13 protein-coding genes are annotated in these 15,776 nt (G+C 72.9%); 6 read left to right on the forward strand and 7 right to left on the reverse strand.

The features are described from left to right. Nucleotides 1–307: 307 nt before the first annotated feature. Entirely contained in the window at nucleotides 308–1,486 is a 1,179-nt protein-coding gene (locus ACZ5XS_RS31915; RefSeq protein ID WP_468657174.1) for a thiolase C-terminal domain-containing protein, read from the reverse strand. A 146-nt stretch (nucleotides 1,487–1,632) separates the two neighbouring features. On the opposite strand from ACZ5XS_RS31915, the gene ACZ5XS_RS31920 reads away from it, so the two are divergent. Together ACZ5XS_RS31920 and ACZ5XS_RS31925 are read left to right on the forward strand one after the other, a co-directional pair. Continuing rightward, nucleotides 1,633–2,817: an acyl-CoA dehydrogenase family protein gene (locus tag ACZ5XS_RS31920; RefSeq protein WP_468657176.1), complete on the forward strand. Its 1,185-nt coding sequence runs from the start codon at nucleotides 1,633–1,635 to the stop codon at nucleotides 2,815–2,817. Then, nucleotides 2,814–3,284, forward strand: a complete 471-nt coding sequence (locus ACZ5XS_RS31925; RefSeq protein ID WP_217243095.1) for a nitroreductase family deazaflavin-dependent oxidoreductase — start codon at nucleotides 2,814–2,816, stop codon at nucleotides 3,282–3,284. Before ACZ5XS_RS31920 ends, ACZ5XS_RS31925 begins: the two co-directional genes overlap by 4 nt. Nucleotides 3,285–3,376: 92 nt before the next feature. On the opposite strand, the gene ACZ5XS_RS31930 is transcribed toward ACZ5XS_RS31925, so the two are convergent. Continuing rightward, a complete protein-coding gene (locus tag ACZ5XS_RS31930; RefSeq protein ID WP_217243151.1) occupies nucleotides 3,377–4,012 on the reverse strand; it encodes a TetR family transcriptional regulator in 636 nt (211 codons plus the stop codon). 134 nt (nucleotides 4,013–4,146) lie between these two features. Here ACZ5XS_RS31930 and kbpA point away from each other — a divergent pair, with 134 nt between their 5' ends. The 3 genes from kbpA to ACZ5XS_RS31945 all read left to right on the forward strand — a co-directional run bounded on the left by kbpA (nucleotide 4,147) and on the right by ACZ5XS_RS31945 (nucleotide 8,060). After that, entirely contained in the window at nucleotides 4,147–4,884 is a 738-nt protein-coding gene (kbpA, locus tag ACZ5XS_RS31935) for an AfsK-binding protein KbpA (RefSeq protein ID WP_468657178.1), read from the forward strand. Between the two features lie 190 nt (nucleotides 4,885–5,074). Beyond that, nucleotides 5,075–7,438, forward strand: a complete 2,364-nt coding sequence (gene afsK / locus ACZ5XS_RS31940) for a protein serine/threonine kinase AfsK (protein ID WP_468657180.1) — start codon at nucleotides 5,075–5,077, stop codon at nucleotides 7,436–7,438. 91 nt (nucleotides 7,439–7,529) lie between these two features. After that, nucleotides 7,530–8,060: a hypothetical protein gene (locus tag ACZ5XS_RS31945; protein WP_468657182.1), complete on the forward strand. Its 531-nt coding sequence runs from the start codon at nucleotides 7,530–7,532 to the stop codon at nucleotides 8,058–8,060. Between the two features lie 7 nt (nucleotides 8,061–8,067). Here ACZ5XS_RS31945 and ACZ5XS_RS31950 read toward each other — a convergent pair whose 3' ends face one another. From ACZ5XS_RS31950 to ACZ5XS_RS31960, 3 genes are read right to left on the reverse strand one after another with little or no spacing between them, the layout of a single operon-like run. After that, the gene (locus tag ACZ5XS_RS31950; RefSeq protein WP_468657184.1) at nucleotides 8,068–8,841 is read right to left on the reverse strand and encodes an enoyl-CoA hydratase/isomerase family protein; all 774 of its coding nucleotides are present in this window, start codon (nucleotides 8,839–8,841) and stop codon (nucleotides 8,068–8,070) included. Further along, nucleotides 8,838–9,257: a Zn-ribbon domain-containing OB-fold protein gene (locus ACZ5XS_RS31955; RefSeq protein WP_468657186.1), complete on the reverse strand. Its 420-nt coding sequence runs from the start codon at nucleotides 9,255–9,257 to the stop codon at nucleotides 8,838–8,840. Before ACZ5XS_RS31955 ends, ACZ5XS_RS31950 begins: the two co-directional genes overlap by 4 nt. A 3-nt stretch (nucleotides 9,258–9,260) precedes the next feature. Then, nucleotides 9,261–10,418 (reverse strand): lipid-transfer protein, encoded by a 1,158-nt coding sequence (locus ACZ5XS_RS31960; protein WP_468657188.1) that lies wholly within the window; start codon nucleotides 10,416–10,418, stop codon nucleotides 9,261–9,263. Nucleotides 10,419–10,515: 97 nt separating this feature from the next. Here ACZ5XS_RS31960 and ACZ5XS_RS31965 point away from each other — a divergent pair, with 97 nt between their 5' ends. Then, nucleotides 10,516–12,141 (forward strand): FadD3 family acyl-CoA ligase, encoded by a 1,626-nt coding sequence (locus ACZ5XS_RS31965; RefSeq protein ID WP_468657190.1) that lies wholly within the window; start codon nucleotides 10,516–10,518, stop codon nucleotides 12,139–12,141. A gap of 116 nt (nucleotides 12,142–12,257) precedes the next feature. On the opposite strand, the gene ACZ5XS_RS31970 is transcribed toward ACZ5XS_RS31965, so the two are convergent. Together ACZ5XS_RS31970 and afsR are read right to left on the reverse strand one after the other, a co-directional pair. Further along, the gene (locus tag ACZ5XS_RS31970; protein WP_217243103.1) at nucleotides 12,258–12,458 is read right to left on the reverse strand and encodes a hypothetical protein; all 201 of its coding nucleotides are present in this window, start codon (nucleotides 12,456–12,458) and stop codon (nucleotides 12,258–12,260) included. Between the two features lie 227 nt (nucleotides 12,459–12,685). After that, nucleotides 12,686–15,745 (reverse strand): SARP-family global regulator AfsR, encoded by a 3,060-nt coding sequence (gene afsR / locus ACZ5XS_RS31975; protein WP_468657276.1) that lies wholly within the window; start codon nucleotides 15,743–15,745, stop codon nucleotides 12,686–12,688. Nucleotides 15,746–15,776: the final 31 nt, after the last annotated feature.

The raw sequence follows: 15,776 nt of genomic DNA on the forward strand, positions 1-15,776 counted from the left end.
CACCAACCGCCCGAAGGAGCCGGACAACCGCCTGGCGGGACCCCGCCAACCGCCCGAAGGAGCCGGACAACCGCCTGGCGGGACCCCGCCAACCGCCCGAAGGAGCCGGACAACCGCCTGGCGGGACCCCGCCAACCGCCCGAAGGAGCCGGACAACCGCCTGGCGGGACCCCGCCAACCGCCTGGCGGGGCCTTCGCCGACCGCCCGGCGGGACCCCACCATCCGCCCGGCGGGACCCCGCCATCCGCCTGGCGGGACCCCCACCAACCGCCCGAAGGAGCCGGACAACAGGCCTTCCGGCCCTCCCTACGGGCGCGTCCGTCCCAGCACCACCGTCCCCGAAGAGCAGAACCACCCGCCCGTCCCCGAGGCCACCGCCAGCTCCGGCAGCCGCCCGCCGTTCTTGCGCACCTGGCGGCCCTCCGCCTCGCCCCGCAGCTGGCGTACCGCCTCCACCAGCAGGAACAGCCCTCGCATCCCGGGATGCTGGGCCGACAGTCCGCCGCCGTCCGTGTTCACCGGCAGGTCCCCGCCCTCGACCCTGAGCCGTCCCTTCTCCACGAACGGCCCGCCCTCGCCCTTAGCGCAGAAGCCGAGGTCTTCGAGGGTCACCAGGGTCATGTACGTGAACGCGTCGTAGATCTCCGCGAAGTCGATCTCCTCCGGCCGCACCCCGGCCCGCTGGAAGGCCAGCCGGCCGCTCACCGCCGCCGGGGAGGTGGTGAAGTCGGGCCACTCCGACATGGCCGCGTGCGAGACGTGCTCGCCGGTGCCGAGGATCCACACCGGTGCCGTACGGCAGTCCCGTACGTACTCCTCGGCGGCGAGCAGCACCGCCGCCCCGCCGTCGGAGCGCAGGCAGCAGTGGAGTTTGGTGAAGGGGTCCGCGATCAGCGGGCCGGACAGGACGTCGTCGACCGTCACCGGGTCGCGGAACATCGCCTCGGGATTCAGGGCGGCGTTCGCGCGGGCCTGGACGGCGACCTGCGCCAACTGCTCGATCGTCGTGCCGTGTTCGAGCATGTGGCGGCGGGCCGCCATGGCGTACTTGGCGATCAGTGTGTGGCCGTACGGCACCTCGAACTGGAGGGGGCCGCGGGCGCCGAAGGAGAGGGTGCCGGTCCGGCGGCCGGCCCTGATGTCCGCGCGGGCCGTCGAGCCGTATGCCAGCAGTACGGCGTTGGCGTGGCCGGCGGCGATCGCGTCCGCCGCGTGCGCCGCCATGACCTCCCACGTCGAGCCGCCCACCGATGTCGAGTCGACCCAGGTGGGGCGCAGGCCCAGATACTCGGCGACCTCCACGGGTGCGAGGGTGCCGGTGCCGGCCGAGGCGAAGCCGTCGACCACCTCCCTGCCGAGTCCCGCGTCGGCGAGGGCCCGGCGGGCCGCCTGGGCGTGCAGGGCGTACGGCGTCGCGTCGTCCACGCGTCCGCAGTCGGAGAGGGAGACGCCGACGATCGCCACGTTCCGGGATCCCGTCCTCATGAATCTGACGGTACATCAGTTCTGGTGGTGTGCGGCAGGTGTCACGGGGCTGGGCATCCGGTCCTCCCCGCCCTAATATGACGACCCGTCAGATCTGGAGCTGGAACTGGATCCGGATCGGTGACGGACGGCTTCGAGGAGGGCCCATGGACGCCGGCTTCACCGCCGAGCAGGACGAGATCCGCCGTACCCTCCGCGAGCTCTTGCGGGCGCGCTGCGGGCCCGCCGAGCTGCGGGCCGCTCTCGACACCCCGGCCGGACACGACCCCGCCCTGTGGACCGCCCTCGCCGAACACCTCGGGCTGCCCGGCCTCGCGCTCCCCGAGACGTACGGCGGTGTCGGCTGCTCCGTGACCGAACTCGCCCTCGCCTGCGAGGAGACGGGCCGCTGCCTCGCCCCCTCGCCCCTGCTGGCCACCGCCATCCTCGCGGCCCCGCTGCTGCTCGCCCTCGGCACGGACGCCCAACGGGCGGGGCTGCTCCCGCGGATCGCCTCCGGCGCTCTCACCGCCACCCTCGCCGTACCCGGCACCCACCTCGCCACCGCCCTCGCCCTCACCGGTGACAACGCCGACGACTGGGCGGGCGGTGGCCGGGCCGGGGGCGTGCAGGCCAGGCGGACGGGGGACGGCTGGCGCCTCTACGGGCAGGCCGACCAGGTGCTCGACGGGCACAGCGCGACGCTGCTGCTGGTCGCCGCGCACGCGGGCGGGTTCGCGCGCTCGCGGACGCTGCTCTTCCTTGTGCGCGGGGACGCGGCGGGGCTCGTGCGGACCCGGCAGACCGCCCTCGACGCGACCCGGCCGCAGGCCCGCCTCCAGCTCAGGGACACGGAGGCCGAGTTGCTGGGCGGCGAGGAGGCGGACGTACTCACCGCTCTCGCGGCCCTCGGCGACAGCGCCGCCGCCGTCCTGGCGGGCGAGGCCGTCGGGGCCGCCGACCGGGCGCTGGGCCTGACCGTCGCGTACGTGCGGCAGCGGGAGCAGTTCGGGCGGCCGGTCGGGTCCTTCCAGGCGGTGCAGCACCGGCTCGCCGACGTGTACGTACAGGTGCAGGCGGCCCGCTCGGCGGCCTGCTACGCGGCGTGGGCGGTGGCGCACGGAGAGCACGTGGGAGGGCTCGCCCTCGCGCAGGCCCTGGAGGCCCTGCGGTCCGCGTCCGCCGAGGGCATCCAGTTGCACGGCGGTATCGGTTTCACCTGGGAACACGAGGCTCACTTGTACTTCAAGCGTGCCTGTGGCGACGAGCTGCTGTTCGGGCCGGCGCACCGGCTCCGGGCGCACGCCGCAGACACGGCACGGCTTTTCGAGAGCGCGGAGGTGACGGTGTGATCGGCGAGCGTGTGGTCCAGAAGGTGTCGTCGACGAGGGGCTTCGCCAAGGTCGCGCCCCATGTCATCCCCGCGCTCGACCGTGCCGTACACCGGCTGACCCGCGGGAAGTTCCTGCTCAGCGCCCAGCTGCTGCCCGGGGTGATCCTCACGTCGACCGGGGCGAGAAGCGGTCTGGCCCGGCGTACGCCGCTGGCCTGCATGCCGGAGGCGGGCGGCGAGAGCTGGATCCTGATCGGCTCCAACTTCGGACGGGCCGGCCACCCCGCCTGGACCGCCAACCTCCTCGCCCACCCGGACGCCACGGTCAGCTGGAAGGGGCGGGACATCCCGGTGACGGCCCGGCTGCTGGAGGGGGAGGAGCGGGCGGCCGCCTGGGCGGCGGTACTGGCCTTCTGGCCGCCGTACGCCACCTATCAGAAGCGGGTGGAGCGGGAGATCCGGCTCTTCAGGATCGTGCGGAGGTGAGTCCCCGGCTCCCAACGCACGCAGGCGGTAGTCCACCCGAGTGAACTACCGCCTGCCAGACAGGACTTGGGGACTGTGCAAAAAGGTGTGAGTTACTTCGTCGGCTTCTTGCCGGTCACGCCCAGGTGCACCAACAGCGCGAGGTTCGGCTTGAGTTCAGCCTGCTTCACGCCCCACGTCTGGAACCCCTTCTGGTGCGAGGCGACGGCCGCGAGCATCGCGACGATCGAACCCGCCACGGCCGCGGGGTTCACGTCCTTGTCGACCCTGCCCTTGGCCTGCAGTTCGGCCACCGTGTCGGAGAGGGAGTTGTTCACGGAGTTGAGGATCTTCATACGGAGTTTGTAGAACCGTTTGTCGCCCTCGGCTGCCCCGAGGTCGACGACTCTGAGGATGGCGTCGTTGCGGCGCCAGAACTCCAGGAAGCCGTCGACGAGTTCCTGGGCGGTCTGCCAGCCGGCCTTGCCGACCCAGGAGCGGCCCGAGAGCAGCTCGGCCAACCCGGCCCCCTCGGCGGCCATTTGCTCGGCGATCTCCAGGACGGCGCCTTCGACGTCCGGGAAGTACTGGTAGAAGGTCGCGGGCGAAGTTCCCGCCTTCCGGGCGACATCGATGACTTTGACGTCCCGGTAAGGGGAGGAGCTGAGCATCTCGCTGAGGCAGTCGAGCAGCTTCTGCCGGGTCGCCTGCCCACGCCGACCGGCCACGCGGCCGTCGACGGTACGCACTTGTCCTGTCATGTCGTCAGCTTACCGAGGGGTGATGGGAGCGCGATTCGGCCGACTGCAAATGGGGTGCGCGGGCGGTCGGAGGCGGGTGTGCCTGGTCTGCGAGGTGCGGGAGACGCCGTTACGTTGGCGGCATGGCCGAAAACAGGGCATCCGGGTACGGAGAGGACGTCTACGGAGAGGGCGTCCCCTGCTGGGTGGACGCACAGCTTCCCGACGTCGAGGCGGGCAAGCGGTTCTACGGTGAGCTCTTCGGGTGGGCCTTCGAGGACGCGTACCAGGGGTCCACGTGGGCCCTGCGGGACGGCGAACCCGTCGCCGCGCTCGCCCGCAAGGCGGACGGGCGGCTGCCCACCGTCTGGACGGTGTACTTCGCCACCCCGGACGTCGAAGGGCTCGCCGACCGGGTCTGGGCGGCAGGCGGCCAGGTCGTCACCGCGCCCGTGCCGGTCGGCGACCTGGGCACGGCCGCGCTGGTCACCGACGCGGAGGGGGCCGTCTTCGGCCTCTGGGAGCCGGACACGCACCGCGGCTTCGGCGCACGGCACGAGCCGGGCACCTTCGCCTGGGCCGAGCTGTACACCCGGGACACCGAGGCCGCCAACACCTTCTACGGCGGGCTCTTCCACGAGGCCCTGTTCGGCCCCGAAGCCCGGCCCGACTTCGGCCGCGCCCCCGTCCTCGACGTCTTCCCCGCCGAGATGCCGCCCCACTTCCTCGTCCACTTCGGCGTCGAGGACTGCGCGGACGCGCTCGGGACGGTGAACCGGCTCGGCGGGCGGGTCCAGACGCCGCCCTTCGAGACTTCGTACGGGCGGGTGGCCGTCGTCACCGACAATCAGGGAGCGTCGTTCGCGCTGCTGGAACGGTAGGCGCACTGCCGGCGCGAGCAAGAATCCTGCTTTGATGTGAGACACCCCATTTGTTTCCGGGTTCGCAACCAGCGCCCGGGCCAGGAAGAATCGGGGTGCGTGCCGCCATGGCGGTGCGGTGGTGAGACGCTGCACGGGGTCACGTCCATAAGTGGCATGGTCGTGGCCCGTACGGGGAGGTGGCAGGCAAGTGGTGGATCAGCTGACGCAGCACGATCCGCGGCGCATCGGGCCGTTCGAGGTGCTGGGACGGCTGGGTGCCGGCGGCATGGGGCTGGTCTATCTGGCGCGCTCGGCGTCCGGGCGACGCGTGGCGATCAAGACGGTCCGGACGGAGCTCGCCGAGGACCAGCTCTTCCGCGTCCGCTTCACCCGGGAGGTGGAAGCGGCCCGGGCGGTCTCCGGCTTCTACACGGCGGCCGTGGTGGACGCCGATCCGCGTGCGGCCGTGCCGTGGCTGGCCACCGCCTACGTCCCCGCGCCCTCGCTCGAGGAGATAGTGAACGAGTGCGGGCCGATGCCGGCCCAGGCGGTCCGCTGGCTGGCGGCGGGCGTCGCGGAGGCCCTGCAGTCGATCCACGGCGCCGGGCTGGTCCACCGTGACCTGAAGCCGTCGAACGTGCTGGTGGTCGAGGACGGTCCCCGGGTCATCGACTTCGGTATCGCGTCCGGCGTATCGAACACACGTTTGACGATGACGAACGTCGCCGTGGGCACCCCCGCCTACATGTCACCCGAACAGGCCAAGGACTCCCGCAGCGTCACCGGCGCGAGCGACGTCTTCTCGCTCGGCTCCATGCTGGTCTTCGCCGCCACCGGCCACCCGCCCTTCCACGGTGCCAACCCCGTCGAGACCGTCTTCATGCTGCTCCGCGAGGGACCGGACCTCGAAGGCCTCCCGGACGAACTGCGCCCCCTCATCGAGTCCTGTATGCAGATGGAGGCCACGGCCCGTCCCAACCCGGCCGACCTCCAGTCCCAGCTGGCCCCCCACCTCTTCGGCTCCGGCTCCGACGACAGCGGTACGGCGTCGGCATGGCTGCCCGAGCGTGCGGTGGGCCTCATCGAGGCGCGGCGCGGCGGCCGGCCGCCGGTGGCGCAGAGCGGCGGACGCAGCGGAGGCGGCCGGGTCGCTCCCGTCCCGCCCCCGCCGTCCCGCGACCCCGTGGTTCCGGGGCCGGTCCCGGGACCCGTGTCCGTGTCCACCGCCCCCGACATCGGCCCGGTCCGCCTCGCCGGCGCCCAGGTGCCCATCGGGCCCGGCCCGCGCGTGGCCGACGCCCGTGCCGCCGCCGTGAAGGCGCCCCCGCCGGAGGCCGGCCTGGTCGCCTCCTGGTCCAGGCCCCGCCCCGGCGTCAACGGCACAGACCCTGCCGTAGGCCCTGCCGTACCGTCGGCGCCTCCCGTGCTCGCGGAGACCGCGGCCGGCTGGCGCCCCTGGCGCTTCCGGATGTCCAACGACGTCTGGGGCACCCCCTCCGTCGCCGGTGACCTCGTCTACGTCACCTCCTTCGAGGTCCACGCGCTGGACGTGGCCACCGGCCGCCGCCGCTTCAAGACGCGGGACGTGGCCTGGTCGATGGCGGTCGCGGACGGCCGGATCCACGCCTCCGACGGACCCACCCTGTTCGCCCTCGACGCCCGCGAGGGCGGGGACCTGTGGCGGCTGTCCACGGACGCCTGGGTGTACTCCATCAAGGCCGACCGCGGCACCGTGATCACCGGGACCCGCGGCGGTGGCGTCCAGGCCTGGGAGGCCTCCGGCGGCCAGAAGCTGTGGGAGCTCACCGGCTGCCAGACCGACTTCGAGTCCCCGGAGGCCGGACCCACCCTGCACGAGGGCACGGTCTACCTCTGGCACGACGCCCGGCTGCGCGCCCTGGACGCCCGCACGGGCGACGAGCGCTGGTCGTACCCCATCGGCGACGCGGCCTCCTGCGGCGGCGTACCGGTCCGGGTGGCCCAGGCGCACGACGGCAACGTCTACGTGTCCGCGGGCACCCGGGTTCTCGCGCTCGACGTGATGAGCGGCCACGTCCGCTGGCACTTCGAGGCCCCGGCCGTCTTCCTGTGCCCGCCCACCTTCGTACCGGGCCCCGCGGTCGCCGGCGGAGGCGTCTACCTCGCGGACTACCTCGGCACGGTCTACGCCCTGGACGCCACCGACGGCCGCGACCGCTGGCGCATCGCCACCGAGGCCCGGTCCTCCGTGGACTCGGTGCTGGTGGCAGGCGGGCACGTGCACGTGGGCAGCGGCAAGGGGCTCTACACGCTGGACGCGGTCACCGGCACGCCCAAGTGGCGCTTCCAGGCGGGCGGCGACATCGTGGGCGCCCCCGCGGTCGCCGAGGGCCGTATCCACTTCGGCTCGACCGACCACCTGCTCTACACCCTCAAGGCCGACGACGGGCGCCTTCGGTGGAAGCTCGCGACGGGCGGCGAGATCACCGGCTCCCCGGTCGTGAAGGACGGGGTCGTGTACGCGTGCAGCAAGGACCGGTGCGTGTACGCGCTGGACGCGGAGAAGGGGACAGGGACGGCCAGAACCACCTGACGCGGCGGGCGCCGGCCCGGCGGCTACGCCGGGTACGCGACCTCCACCAGTCGGTGACATGATCGTGACAGGCATTCCCTAGAGTGACGGCATGCAACTACGGGGACGCAGGCTCAAGTTCACAGCGGTGGCGGCACTGGTGGTGCTCTCGCTCACCGGGTTCTCCACCGGACGCGGTCACGGCAGCAGCGGCAGCAGCAGTGGCGACGGCGGGGGCGGGGGTTGCAGCAGCTCCAGCCAGAACCACGACAGTTCGTCCTCGACGTCAGGCGGCAGTACGTACCGCGACGACGACGACTACAACGACACCGGTAGCTCCTCCGGCAGTTCCTCCGGGGGCACGTCCAAGCCCTTGAAGGACGCCAAGGTCGAGCTGGTGACCTGTGCGACAAAGGACGAGGCGTACGCCACGGTCGAGGTCACCAACCCGAACTCCAGGGGCTCCGACTTCACCGTCACCGTCAGGTTCCTCGACGCCGGTTCCGAGCAGGTGGACGTGCGGAGCGTGGAGGAGTTCGTCACCGCGAAAGGCGTGGTGAAGGTGCGGGTGCCCCTGGCCGCCCCGGGCATGGCGGCCCAGGTCGACCGCTGCGACCCGGACCTGTACGCCCCGGCCGGCTGACGGACGCTCAACGCAGACGGAACCTGCCGCCGCGCCGGCCGGCGAACAGCTCCGCCTGCCGCTCGGCGGGCAGGTTCCCCAGCGAGATGAGATGCGGCGCCTGCGCGAACCCCTGCGCCCGCGCCGCCTCCTTCGCCGCCCACAGCGCGCGGACCGTTCCCTGGGTGGCCTCCACCGGATGCCCGGCGATGACGGCGGCACAGGCGGTCGCGGCCTCCAACGCCCCGCCCGGCTCGGTGAGTTCGGAGACGAGCCCGATGTCGTGGGCCCGCCGCGCGGAGATCCGCTCCGCCGTGCCCATCAGCGTCATCCGCGCGACCTCCCCGAACGGCATCCGCTGCGCCATGAGCACCGACTCGTACGCGCTGACCATGCCGTAGGTGGTGTGCGGGTCGAAGAACGTGGCGGTCGTGTCGGCGACGACGAACTCCGACTCCCCGAGCAGATAGAAGGCGCCGCCACAGGCCATCCCGCGCACGGCGGCGACGACCGGCTTCCACAGGTCGTTCGTCTTCGGCCCGACCGTGAGCAGCGGATCGTCCTGCATGTACGGCGACGTCGGCTGCGGAACCACGGCGTCCCGGTCGATCCCGGTGCAGAACGCCCGCTCCCCGGCGCCGGTGAGGACGACGGCCCGCACCGAGTCGTCGAACCGCAACGCCCGCCACACGGACCTGAGTTCGTGGGCCATGGTGAGGTCGATGGCGTTGAGCCTGGCCGGCCGGTCGAGGGTGACGACGGCGACGCCGGTGTCCTGGCCGGTGTCGACGCGCACGCTCACGGCCGCTCCGGGATCCACTGCGGGAGCCCGGTCGCCTGGTCGTACGCGAAGCTCACCCTGGCGCCGATCCGGATGCCGTGCGGATCGACGGAGTCGAGAGGGGCGCCGGGCTCGCTGACCAGGTTGCCGACGAGCCGTATGTGCGGCGCGTCGGCGAGCTCCACGAGGACGACGTTGTACGGCGCCAGCGCCGCGTAGTCCGGCAGGAGCGGCGGATGCGGAACGACGTACGACCAGACGCGCCCCTGCCCGGACATCGCCCGCCATCCGCTCGCGAAGGACCGGCAGTGCGGACAGCACGGGCGGGGCGGGAAGCGGAGCTCGCCGCAGTCGGCGCAGGCCTGGACGCGGAGCTCGCCCTGGGCGGCGTACCGCCAGAACGGGGCGCCGTCGGGGTCGGTGACGGGGGTCAGCACGGGTCAGCTCCTCAGCAGCAGGGCGGAGGTGGGGACACCCTCGCCCGCGGTGACGAGGCAGGTGGCGGCGCCCGGGACCTGTGCCGTACCGGTTCCCCGGAGCTGCTTCACGCCTTCGTTGATCAGGTTGAAGCCATGGACGTACGCCTCGCTGAGCCCGCCGCCCCCGGTGTTCAGGGGCAGCCGCCCGCCGATCTCCAGGGCGCCCCCCTCCGTGAAGGCGCCGCCCTCGCCGCGGTCGCAGAAGCCGTAGCCCTCCAGGGAGAGGGGGACCAGGGGCGTGAACGCGTCGTAGATCTGGGCGACGTCGACGTCCTGGGGCGTGAAGTCGGCGTGTTTCCACAGGTGCCGGGCGGCGGTCCAGGCGGGGCCGGTGAGGGGGTCGTCGTTCCAGTAGTTGACCATGCCGTGGTGCTGGGCCGGGAGCCCCTGGGCGGCGGCGTGGACGTAGACGGGTCTGCGCCGGCAGTCCCGGGCCCGCTCCCTGCTGACGACCACGCAGGCCAGCGCCCCGTCGGTCTCCAGGCAGTTGTCGAAGAGGCAGAGGGGCTCGCTGATCCAGCGGGAGGTCATGTACATCTCCCGGGTGAGGGGGCGGTCGTACATGACCGCGGCGGGGTTCTGGTTCGCGCGGTTGCGGCAGGCGAGGGCGACGTTGAAGAGGTGGTCGCGGGTGGCGCCGTATTCGTGCAGGTAGCGGCGGGCGAGCATGGCTATCTCGTCCACGGGGCGCAGGAGACCGAAGGGCCGCGTCCACTGGGCGGGGGTGGGGAGCTGGACGGTGGTGTTCTTCCAGGGCCGGGGTCCGGACCCCCGCTTCCGTGACCTCCAGGCGACGCCGACGGTGGCCTGTCCCGTGGCGACGGCGGCGGCGAGATGGGCGACGGTGGCACAGGAGCCGCCGCCACCGAACCCGATCCTGCTGAAGAAGGTGAGGTCGCCGAAGCCGACGGCCTTCGCGAGCTCGACCTCGTCGGTCTCCTCCATCGTGTACGAGGCGAGGGCGTCGACCTCGCCGGGCGCGATCCCGGCGTCGTCGAGAGCGGCGAGAACGGCACGGCAGGCGAGGGTCTTCTCGTCCTCGGGGAGGTGCTTGGCGAAGGGGGTCTGACCGATGCCGACGATGGCGGTGGCGTCCTTGATTCCTGCTGCTCCGGCCATGCTGGGCGTTACCTCCGCACGCTCGCTGGGCGGCTGACAGGTCGTCAGACTACAGCTAATCTGACGGGTAGTCAGCTAGTGGGACTGGAGGCCTCTCGTGCGCGGTGACTTGGAGTGGGGCAGCATTCCGGGACTGGTCAGGTGGGCGGCCGAGCGCTACCCGGACGTCGAGGCGGTGGTGGACGGCCGTACCCGCATCTCCTACGGCGAGCTGGGCGCCCGCGTGGACCGCGCGGCGGCCGCGTGCCTCGCGAACGGGGTCGCGGCCGGCGACCGGGTCGGGATCTGGGCCCCGAACACCCTCGACTGGATCGTCTCCGCCCTGGGCGCGGTCTCCGCGGGCGCGGTACTGGTGCCGTTGAACACCCGCTTCAAGGGGACGGAAGCGGCGGACGTCCTGCGACGCAGCGGCGCCCGGCTGCTGTTCGTGACGGGCACGTTCCTCGGGACGTCGTACGTGGCGTCACTGCGGAGGGCGGCGGGGCAGGGGGCGGGTGACGGAGTGCTGCCGGGGCTGCCGGCACTGGAGCAGGTCGTCGTCCTGTCCGACGACGCCCCCGCCGACTTCCGCACCTGGAAGGACTTCCTGGCGAGCGGCGACACGGTGGCGCAGACGGAGGTCCGGGCCCGGGCCTCAGCGGTCCCCGGCTCGGCGCCCTCGGACATCATCTACACCTCCGGTACGACCGGCCGCCCCAAGGGCGCGGTGATCACCCACGCGCAGACCCTGCGGGCCTACGAGGTGTGGAGCGACCTGGCAGGACTGCGGCAGGGCGACCGCTACCTGATCGTCAACCCGTTCTTCCACACCTTCGGCTACAAGGCGGGCGTGATCGCCTGCCTGATGCGGGGCGCGACGATGATCCCCCAGCCGGTCTTCGACGTCGACACCGTGCTGGCCAACATCGCGGCGGAACGGGTGTCGGTCCTGCCCGGCCCGCCGACCCTGCACCAGTCGTTGCTGGACCACCCGGCCAGGGACGCCCACGACCTCTCCGCCCTGCGCCTGGTGGTGACCGGCGCGGCGGTGGTGCCGCTCCGCCTGGTCGAGCGGTTGCGGGGTGAACTGGGCGTCGGGACGGTCCTCACGGCCTACGGCCTCTCCGAGGCGAGCGGCATCGTCACGATGTGCCGCCGCGGCGACGACCCGGCGGTCATCGCGTCGACGTCGGGCCGGGCGATACCGGGGGTGGAGGTGCGGGTGGTGGACGCCGGGGGACGGACGGCAGCGCCCGGTGTCCCCGGCGAGGTCACGGTCCGCGGCTTCACCGTCATGCGCGGCTACTACGACGACGACGGGGCCGGGGCCGGGGCCGGGGCCGGGGGTGCGACGGCGGAGGTGCTGGGGGCCGACGGCTGGCTGCGCACGGGAGACGTGGGCGTGCTGGACGAGGCGGGCAACCTGCGCATCACCGACCGCCTGAAGGACATGTTCATCGTCGGCGGCTTCAACGCCTACCCGGCGGAGATCGAGCAACTGCTGGGCCTGCACCCGGGCGTGGCCGACGTGGCGGTGATCGGCGTACCGGATCCCCGGCTGGGGGAGGTCGGCAAGGCGTACGTCGTCCGGCGGCCGGGGGCCGTGCTGACGGGGGACGACCTGATCGCCTGGGCGCGACGCGAGATGGCGAACTACAAGGTCCCGAGGACGGTGGAGTTCCTTCGGGAACTGCCGCGGAACGCCGGCGGGAAGGTGGTCAAGGGGGAGTTGCGGGGCCGGTAGCGGACGGAGAGGGCCGACGCGGTCACGGAATGTCTGAGGCGGATGCCGGACATGCCTCGACCGCGGCGGCTTCCCCTCCGCGCCGCCGCGGTCGATCCCCCGTCCGGAAAGGCTGGTCAGGCCGGCTCGTCCGTGGCGTGCACGTTGTCCGTCGACGCCTCGCCCGTGTCCTCGTCGGTCACCTTGAGCGGCTTGGTGGTGGCGTGCACGTTCTTGGTCGTGATGGGCTCGCTGGTGGCGTGGACGTTGTCCGTCGTGGCGTCACCGGTCGGCTCGCCCGTGGCGTGGACGTTGTCGGTGCTGTTCTCGTCGCTCATGTCGCTGACTCCCCTGTGTTGTGCGATGGACTGAGAGATCCGCCCGGCAACTCCCCCGAGGGCTGCCGGGCGGATCTGCTGGGCCGGTTCACCCTAAGGGGTCCTTCGAGGTCCGGCCGCTCGTCGCTCCGCCTGCCCCCCGACGCGACGGCTCGACACTGTTGAGAGTGCCGGGCGGCGATAAACGAATGATGAACGCGGAACGCCGGGCGGCCCCCGACGCCGCCTCAGACCACCGGTGCCGGCGTCAGCAGGCTCCTGACCTCGGCCGCTTCCGGAGAACCCAGCACGTCGAAGATCTCCAGGGCTTCCCGCCAGCACACCTGGGCCCGGTCGCGCTGACCGATCCCGTCGAGCGCCCGCCCCAGCACCGTGAGGACGTTTCCGCGACGCCACTCGCCGCCGATGCCGCGCAGCAGGGTCAGGGCCGTCTCGGCGTTCACCGCGGCCTTGGCCGGGCGACGCGCGGCGAGGTCGAGTTCCGCGAGGCGGAAGAGGGTCATGCCCTCCCACAGCCGCTGGCGGCTGTCCCGGAACACCTGGAGGGCCTGGTGCAGGCACTCGGTCGCCTCGGACAGCTTCCCGCTCTGGGTGAGGGCGAGGCCCAGCGCGTACCGGCCGTTGGCTCCCCGCAGGGCGTGCCCCATGTCGTCGTACATCGCCGCGCCCCGCTGGGCCATCGCCACCGCGGTCTCGGTCCGGCCGGTGGCCAGATGGATACGGGACAGGTTGCACAGGGCGCTGGCCTCACCGGGCCGGTCGCCGACGGCCCGGAAACTGTCGATGGCGCGGGTGAAGTGCTCCTCGCCCTCCTGGTGCCGGTTCTGGTACAGCGCGACCACTCCGCTGATGTTGGACGACCAGCAGCCCGTGAGGGGGTCGTCGGCCTCCCGGGCCAGCTTCGTGGCCCGCTCGGCTTCCCGGGCGGCCACGTCGAACCTGCTGCCGGAGATGTGGTGGACGAAGGCCAGCATCGTCAGCGCCCGTGCCTCCGTGCGGGAGTCCCCGGCTTCCTGCGCCGCGTCCCGCAGAAGTCCGGCGACGGCCTCGTACTCCTTGGAGTTGGCCCCCGACTCGGCCAGGTCGACCGCCGCCCAGAGGATGTCGACGGCGCGCCGCAGCGTCGTGGGCCGGGCGGACTGGCGTACGCACGCGAGCAGGGAAACCGCCTCGGCGTACAGCCAGTCCTGCGCCGCGTGACGGTCGGAGAAGGTCAGCCCCGGGTACGCGGTGCGCTCCAGGTGGTCCACGAGCCGGTCCTCGGGCCGTTCGATCAGGTAGACGCCCGCGACGGTGGCGAGGTAGAAGTCCAGCAGCCGGGACATCGCCGCCTCCCGCTCGCTGGGCGGCCACTCGTCCCGCTCCGCGCAGGCACGCGCGTAGAGCCGCACCAGATCGTGGTATCGGTAGCGGCCGGGGGCCGCCGACTCCAGCAGCGAGGTGTCAACGAGGGACTCCAGCAGGTCCTCGGTCTCCTCCACCGGCAGGTCCAGCACCGCCGCGGCCGCCGCCAGCGAGAGGTCAGGTCCGTCCGCGAGCCCGAGCAGCCGGAACGCGCGGGCCTGGGCGGGCTCCAAGGCCCCGTACCCGAGTTCGAAGGTGGCCTTCACCGCGAGGTCGCCGGCCTGCAGCTCGTCCAGGCGACGGCGTTCGTCCGCCAGCTTCGCCGCGAGGACCGAGACGGTCCACGTGCGGCGGGCCGCCAGACGGGACGCGGCGATGCGGATCGCCAGCGGCAGGAACCCGCATGCGGCCACGACGTCCAGGGCGGCCTTGCGCTCCGAGCGCACGCGTTCCTCACCGACGATCTTCGTGAAGAGCTGCAGGGCCTCGTCCGGCGACATCACGTCGAGGTCGACGAGGTGGGCACCCGCCAGGTCCACCATCCGGACCCGGGAGGTGACCAGGGCAGCGCAGCCCTCCATGCCGGGGAGCAGCGGGCGTACCTGGGCGGCGTCGCGGGCGTTGTCCAGCAGGACCAGGACCCGGCGGCCGTCCAGCATCGAGCGGTACAGCGCCGCCCGTTCCTCCAGGGAGTCGGGGATGGCGGAATCGGCGGTGCCCAGTGCCCGCAGGAACGAGCCGAGGACCGTCTCCGGCTCCGCCGCCCGCGCGCCGGCGCCCTGCAGGTCCACGTACAACTGGCCGTCGGGGAACGCTCCCCGCGCCTGGTGCGCCACGTGGACCGCCAGCGTCGTCTTGCCGACGCCGCCGATGCCCGCCACGGCCGACACCGCCATGACCCGGCCCTCCGCCAAGGCCAGCACCTCGCCGAGTTCCGACACGAAGGCGGCGCGGCCCGTGAAGTCGGGGACGGTGGCCGGGAGCTGGGCCGGGCGTACCGGTGCGGCGGCCGGCTCCGCCCGGGGCGCCGACGGTTCCGCCAGGCCGGGGTCGGCCTGAAGGATCCGCTGCTGCAACTCCCGCAGTCCCGGGCGCGGGTCCACGCCGAGTTCGTCGGCGAGCAGGCGGCGTGTGTCCGCGTACACGGCCAGCGCCTCCGCCTGGCGTCCGCTGCGGTACAGCGCCAGCATCAGCAGCTCGCGCAGCCGCTCGCGCAGGGGGTGCGCCGCCGTCAGCGCGGTCAGCTCCGAGACCGCCTCGGCGTGGCAGCCCTGCTCCAGGTCCATGTCGAGGCGGGACTCAAGCAACTGGAGCCGCCACTCCTCCAGGCGGACCCGCTGCGCCTCCGCGTACGGGCCCGGCACGCCGGCCAGCGCCTCGCCGTCCCACAGGGCCAGGGCCCGGCCCAGGACGTCCCGCGCATGGCACAGGTCTCCGGCCGAGCGGGCCTTCTCCGCCTCCGCCGCCAGGTCCTGCACGGCGGAGAGGTCCAGCGCGCCGTCGCCCAGCCCACGGATCGCGTACCCGCCGGACTCGCTCACCAGGACGCCGGGGTCCAGCACCTTCCGGAGCCGGGAGGCGTACGTCCGCAGCGCGGCCAGGGCCTGCGAGGGCGGCTCCTCACCCCACAGGGCGTCGATCAGCTCGGCGGCGGTGGCCGTGCGGCCCTCGCGGAGCAGCAGGGCGGCCAAAAGGGCGCGTTGCTGGGGAGAGCCGGTGCTCAGCGACTCCTCGCCCCGCCAGGCACGCACCGGCCCGAGCACAGCGAAGCGCAGTGCCACGGCGGTCCCTTCGGCGTCGGCCCCGCCCAATTCCGCGGTCACGGCCGCCTCCCGAGAGCCACGCCCGCCCGACTCGCCTGCCACAGCCGCCCCTTGCCCCCCGGCGGCACCGGATCCGGCTGCCACGGTCACCACTTCACCCCCCGGTGTGCCGGCCACCATCGCCCCGGCCCCGGGCGCTCCGGCCCGCCCG

It is taken from the genome of Streptomyces sp. NPDC033131 (assembly GCF_055578365.1).